This window comes from Alcanivorax hongdengensis A-11-3 (genome assembly GCF_000300995.1).
GTDB classification, from domain to species: Bacteria; Pseudomonadota; Gammaproteobacteria; order Pseudomonadales; family Alcanivoracaceae; genus Alcanivorax; species Alcanivorax hongdengensis.
Genome location: NZ_AMRJ01000055.1, coordinates 1 through 5,718, shown reverse-complemented (window position 1 = coordinate 5,718; position 5,718 = coordinate 1). Strand labels below are relative to the sequence as shown.

6 protein-coding genes are annotated in these 5,718 nt (G+C 57.5%); 1 reads left to right on the top strand and 5 read right to left on the bottom strand.

Features of this window, described 5'->3' with window-relative positions:
- The 3 genes from A11A3_RS16880 to A11A3_RS16870 form a co-directional block, all read right to left on the bottom strand.
- Window positions 1-486, bottom strand: a 486-nt coding sequence (locus tag A11A3_RS16880; RefSeq protein ID WP_193353583.1) for a DUF6531 domain-containing protein, incomplete at its 3' end; no start/stop codon positions are given.
- Between the two features lies 1 nt (window position 487).
- Window positions 488-2,416, bottom strand: coding sequence for a hypothetical protein (locus A11A3_RS16875; RefSeq protein ID WP_008930550.1), 1,929 nt, complete (start codon window positions 2,414-2,416; stop codon window positions 488-490).
- Between the two features lie 318 nt (window positions 2,417-2,734).
- Entirely contained in the window at window positions 2,735-3,091 is a 357-nt protein-coding gene (locus A11A3_RS16870) for a transposase (protein WP_008930549.1), read from the bottom strand.
- A gap of 181 nt (window positions 3,092-3,272) precedes the next feature.
- On the opposite strand from A11A3_RS16870, the gene A11A3_RS16865 reads away from it, so the two are divergent.
- Window positions 3,273-4,199 (top strand): DUF1295 domain-containing protein, encoded by a 927-nt coding sequence (locus A11A3_RS16865; RefSeq protein WP_008930548.1) that lies wholly within the window; start codon window positions 3,273-3,275, stop codon window positions 4,197-4,199.
- Window positions 4,200-4,287: 88 nt separating this feature from the next.
- Here A11A3_RS16865 and A11A3_RS16860 read toward each other — a convergent pair whose 3' ends face one another.
- Together A11A3_RS16860 and A11A3_RS16855 are read right to left on the bottom strand one after the other, a co-directional pair.
- Window positions 4,288-4,692 carry a DUF4345 domain-containing protein gene (locus tag A11A3_RS16860; RefSeq protein WP_008930547.1) on the bottom strand — a complete coding sequence of 135 codons (405 nt, stop codon included), beginning with the start codon at window positions 4,690-4,692 and terminating at the stop codon, window positions 4,288-4,290.
- Window positions 4,689-5,654: a sterol desaturase family protein gene (locus A11A3_RS16855; protein ID WP_008930546.1), complete on the bottom strand. Its 966-nt coding sequence runs from the start codon at window positions 5,652-5,654 to the stop codon at window positions 4,689-4,691. Before A11A3_RS16855 ends, A11A3_RS16860 begins: the two co-directional genes overlap by 4 nt.
- Window positions 5,655-5,718 lie beyond the last annotated feature (64 nt).

The window sequence follows — 5,718 nt, the reverse complement described above, 5'->3', positions numbered from 1 at the left end:
CCCCATGTAGCTGTGCACCCAGCCGTAACCGAGGCCACGATCCACCTTGGTCGAACTGGGGGCGCTGTTATACGTCCGCGTGAATACCGTGTTCAGGCCATTGCGACCGCGGATGACGAAATCGGTTTCGTCATGGTAGTTGTTGCCCGTGACCGTGGAGACCGGGTCGGCTGTGGACGGTGTGCGGATGGGGTCGTTGTTGACGGTGCCCACCAGCACCTGGTCATTGAACTGGTCGTTGTTGAACGTGGGGACAACGGAAGGCGTTGCACCACCAACGCCAGCGTTCTGGAGGTTGATAGACTTGGATGGTGTCAGCACAACGTTTCCATCGACGTAGCCGCCCGCCAAGACGGGAGCTGTGTTCGTCAAGGTGAAACAGGCTATTGTGATGGTGCACAGCGCCTTTCGATGACGGGTCAACCAAGGCTTTGCGCAGGCGACAGCAGAGCCATCCACTGCATTGGATGTGAAGCGGCGCATCATGTCAGTTCCCTTGCGTAGTTTCTTTGGTATCGTCTGGGCCGGCATCCACCGCTTTGGACGAGTTCACGTCATCACTCTGCATCTTTAGCCCCTCCAGGCCGACGTATCCACCTCCGGCGGAGATACTTCGATTGATGATCTCCATTGCCATTGATATAAGGTGGCCGGTTTCAGTCTCCCACTCCGATCGGATGTCTACCTCGAAGCGGTAATTCGATCCGGTAGCCAGCTTGGAAGGCAAGGTGTACTCCACCCACGACTGAGAAAGATCACGTAGGTACAGATCGTTGCGGAAGAATGCGATGGTCGTTGTGTCATAGGCATCGCTGGCCTGCGGATAGGCGCGATATATACGACCAGTGGGTGAGAACCCCTTGTTGCGGTCGTAGTAGTCAAAATCCACTTGACCGATGTAATACGGAATGATCGTGTAGAGCCAGTAGTTCTGGAACTGACTGATCACGGTGAGCACAGGGCCAGAGAAAGTCTGGTTGCACATCGATATCGGAGGAATCGAAGCATTGCCGTTGGCGTTGTAGAACGCCTGCAGTTGTCCCTCCCAATAATCAACACAGTCCGACCAGGCATAGATCCCTGTGGTGGTGGAGTAGACAAATCTGCCCACACGCCTTTGCGTGGCGCTGGTGGCGGTGGTGACGGTGGGCAGTATTGTGTCGAACGTCTTGCCCTGTGTTGCATGGGTCCACGTTGCTGGCGCCGTGGAGTAGACCGTGAGCGGCGTGTAGGTGAAGCCCGATGGCGCGGTGGTGCTGAACCCCAGACTCGGATACAGGCCAGGGAGAGTATCCGTGCTGTTGTTCTTCTTGAGGTTAAGCAGGGTGGCACCATTGGCCAAAGCCATCTGGATGCCACGCACGGTCGATACCGCATCGTAGCCGGTGAGTTCCTGCCAGATTTCGTGCTCCAGCGAAGAAGTCAGATGCCCCATGAATTCGAACTGGCTGCTGGAATAGGTCAGCGCAGCTTCGTCGCTTCGGTACGAACCGCCAATCGTGATGCCTTTCATGTCGATGAGCAGGCCACCGGGCAGGATGGAGAATGCCGTGCCATTGATGTACTCGGCTTCGTAGACGGAACTGACCACGCCCAGGAACCCGATCACCGGCGTCTTGACCTTTCTCAGCCGGTCGGCGCGCTCGAACTGTTCCCGCAACTTGGCGTAGTACTGGGTGGCAGCCACATGAAGCAAGCCTCCCGTCAGCGCGTCCAGGGCGGGGCGGCTCTCCAGCAGCTTGCTATCGGTGCTATCCCAGCCGTTGCTGTTGGCGTCTACGTAGGGGGTGCAGTTGGCGCCATCGGCTTGGCAACCTGCTTCTGAGGGGTTGAAGACGATCTTGTATAGGTCGTTAGCGTCCAGCAATTCTCCTGCTGCCCGATGAACCTGGGTCCAGTTGGAGGACTCTCCGCCTGTGGCGATGAGGTAATAGCCGCCTACCATGCCCTGATAGGTCGCGCTGATGTCCCGGTCGGGCTGGCCAGAGACCACAGAAGGCGCACCGCTCATCGTGATTTCCATGGTCACCACGCTGCCCAGGGGCACGTCGCTGTTGCCACCTTGGCTGTCAATGATGCGAGCAATCTCGACGCCACCCAATCTCACGACCATGCTGGGGAAGGAGTCGGCCCCTTGAAACTCAGGGGCAAAAGTCAAACGTTTGGTGGCAATCTCAGCCAGCAGAATATTGGGCGTGGTTGAGCTCAACGAAATGGAGCCACCGCCTGGTAACACAGCGGTGTAGGTGCCCATTATTCGAAGTGTCTTGCCCCACTTCTTGGACTCAGTGGAGGGCACTGCAGCGTCGTGGGCCGCAACAGTGTCATAGCGGCGAACAGATCCGATGACCTGGTAGGGTAGCGATGCAGGTAGCAAGCCCTCGCGGATTTCGACGATTTTGCCTGCGTCCTCCACGTCCTCCAGCGTCTTTCCAGTGTGGTTGGCACGCAGCCATTGACCGACCTGTTCCTCATAGATCGCCAGAGGATTCTTGTCGCGCCGCGCCGCGTCGTTGTTCTTGATGGCGTTGTAGTAGGCCGTGTAGTCGAAGGTGACCGTGCCGTAGGGGCACTTCGCATAACCCCATTTCCGAAGGCTGAACCGGCATGAGGGCGCTCGCGTCGTTCAGTTCGGGGTTCTCGGTGCCGCTCAGGCCCCGTCATCGCAGCCTTGGCGGGCGCCCGAGGCCCTGCAAAACTGCGTTTGCAGGCTGCAGCGGGCGCACCTCTGCCTTCATCGCGCACACCCGCACGGGTCATGGCGCACCAGCCAGACCAGCCGCTTGGCGTTGTACGCCGCGCACTTCAGCAGGATCGCCAGTTCGTTTCTCGCCAGCGTCATCGCCCGCACGCACTTGCCGCCCAACTGCTCGAGGCCGGCGAACACATGTTCGCCTCTGGCGCGGACGCGGTTGATCGCCTTGTTGCGCGCGTCCAATTCGCCAATAGCGGCGCCCTTGATGCAGGCATAACCTTTGGAAACCGGGTGGGTCTTGTCCGGCTTCACGGCGACAACCTTCTCGCCGTCCAGCGTGACATCTAGGCCGCAATGGGCTTCGCAAATCCGGCAATAGGTTTTTTCAGTGCGCATCTTTCTCCCCGGTTTCGATTTCACTCCCGTGAGTATAGATGGCCACATCCACGCCCCGGCTACCAAATACTTGGAATTCCAGGCTTGCCAACTGGATTTCTCAATTGACCATCGTTCAAATGCTGAAGCTCCGGCAAGATGGTCGCCACCTCAACGCCACGGGCAAAGCCCTGGAGACATCATGCAACTTTGTACCTGGCTGTCCTTGGCCTTTATCGCGATCTGGGCCGGCATGCTGCAGACCGACATTTCGAACCTGGCGACCTTATTTACGGTGAATGCCGCCGCGCAGTTGACCCTGTTTACCTTGGTCGCCTGCATTCCGTTCTGGCGCACACAGCGTATTTCCTACGTGGATATCGCCTGGCCTTTTGGGGTGGCAACCATCGGGCTTTGCATATTGTTGTTTGGTGAAGGTGACACGCTGCGTCGGCTGGTCGTTGCGGGTGTATATCTGTTCATCGGTCTGCGCATGGGTGTAGGCGCCGTCGTCATGGCCTACAAGACCGGTGTGATTTTCAAACACGAGTTTCCGCGTTATCAGTATCGCCATATGGTGCTGGAGCAAAGCGGAACCAAGCACGTCAAGCTGCACATGCTGACGGAGATTCTGACACAGGGTTTCGCGAACATGTCCGTGCTGGCCATTCCGGGCTTTTTGATGGCGATTAACCCGGAAAGCAGCCTTTCGCCCTGGGAAATCGCCGGCCTGCTTCTTTGGGCAGCGGCGTATATCCTGGAATCCGTCGCTGACAGCCAGAAGCTGTTGTTCATCTCTCGCAAGAGCGGCGATGTATGCAACATCGGCCTGTGGAAATACAGTCGCCACCCGAACTACTTCGGTGAGTGGCTGGTCTGGACGGGGCTGGTGTTGGCTACGGTTCCCTCCTGGTTGGCCATGCAGTCCATTGAATCGAGCCCGGTGTGGTGGCTTGCCGGAGTGGGTGCTGTAGGTGCTTCGGTGATGATGTTCATCACTTTGGTCTTCCTGACCGGGGCCATACCGGCCGAGTACTACTCGGTTCAAAAACGGCCGGGTTACCGGGAATACCAGGCGCGGACCAGCATTTTCTTCCCTTGGTTTCCTAAGAAATCGACCTCCGCATAAGCGTCGGGAAAGCTCATACGGCGTGTGCCCCTTGTGAGGCTTCCGGATAACCCGGGAGAGGGGCACGCACTTCGGGTACGGCTTTGCGTTAACCGCTCTTCGGGGTTGAGTCGCCTCGAATCCCGTGCTGAAGGATCAGTGCACACAGCAGCACAACACTCTCGAAAACCAGCAGGAACATGACGAAATCATTCGGCTGGCCATCAAGGATCAGGCTGGATAGCCGGCCAGCAACCAGGCCGCCGAGAAAGGCTGCGCAGAACCACAAGGCGTGCCGAGTCAGGCTCGCCATCAGGGCTCCAGCGAGCATCATGCAGCCGAATGTGAAGTGCATGCCGCCGTAGATGGAGCGCAGTTCGTTGGCGGCCGTGATCGATTGTGGTGACAAATCCTGGGAGGCCAGCGACGCTACGGGGTCGATTGTGGTCTTGATGCCAATGAGCATGAATGCGATGGCATTAAGGACGAGGAAGATCTTGGCAGCTTTATTCATTTCTCAACCGGCTCCGGATGGCGCTCGACTGTCCAGGTATGGACGGGGATGTGGCCCTCGCGCTCCCATGACGGCGGCTTCCAGAAATGCTTGAGTCGCTCTCCGAGCGGGCCGGGTGCCATCGCGTCGCGGAACATGTCGACAAACTCATGAAGGTTCATGACAAACCAGTTATGGCTTTTGATCTGCCGCGGGGTGCCGTATTCCACTTTTTCCTGTTCCGGTTCATAGGTGCCGAACAGGTGGTCGTACAACATGATGACGCCGCCGTAGTTCTTGTCGATGTACTGCAGATTGCGGCCGTGGTGAACACGATGATTGGAAGGGGTGTTGATCCACCATTCGACCCAGGGATGGAATTTGTGCACGGCTTCGGTATGCACGAACCACTGAAAGGCCAGGTTGGCGCCAAGCAATCCCAGTATCAGCTCTGGCGAGAACCCAATGAGTACGGCCGGAAGGTAGAACATCCAGGTGCCGACGATGCCGTTCAGAATGCTCTGGCGCGCCGCGGTCGACATATTCATGTTTTCGCCGGTGTGGTGGGAGACGTGCTGGCTCCAGAACCAACGCACTCGGTGTGCGGTGCGGTGATACCAGTAATAGCAAAGCTCCTGCACAAAAAACGCCAGAACGATTGTTCCTAAATTCATCGGGATCGTGAAAAGGCGATGCTCCCAGACCACCGTAAATAACGCCGCCACGAACAGAAGGTTCATTAGCGCGCCGGATACGTAATAACCCGCTCCTAAAGAAAAGTTAGCCAACACCTCCGAAAGCCAGAATGGCTTTCCCTTACTCAGAGCGGCGTCGCCCGTCTTGCGGTAGGTGTATAGCCACTCGAGCAGAAAGGCGCTGATGAAAACAGGAAGCATCGGGATCAGAATCATCTCGTTCAGCGTGGGCTCACGCCCAAAAAGTGCGGTCAAAGCGGTAACCAGCGGCTCAAACAGGGAAGCCATGTGCGTTTCCTCAAATGTTCTGCGATGAGAGGAAGTTTGCGGTGGTTGCTGGCCAGCGTCTTGA

Bases quoted from the DNA above. Each gene is read 5' to 3' on its own strand.
- A11A3_RS16865 (WP_008930548.1), top strand. From the start codon at position 3,273: ATGCAACTTTGTACCTGGCTGTCCTTGGCCTTTATCGCGATCTGGGCC.
- A11A3_RS16855 (WP_008930546.1), bottom strand. From the start codon at position 5,654: ATGGCTTCCCTGTTTGAGCCGCTGGTTACCGCTTTGACCGCACTTTTT.
- A11A3_RS16870 (WP_008930549.1), bottom strand. From the start codon at position 3,091: ATGCGCACTGAAAAAACCTATTGCCGGATTTGCGAAGCCCATTGCGGC.
- A11A3_RS16860 (WP_008930547.1), bottom strand. From the start codon at position 4,692: ATGAATAAAGCTGCCAAGATCTTCCTCGTCCTTAATGCCATCGCATTC.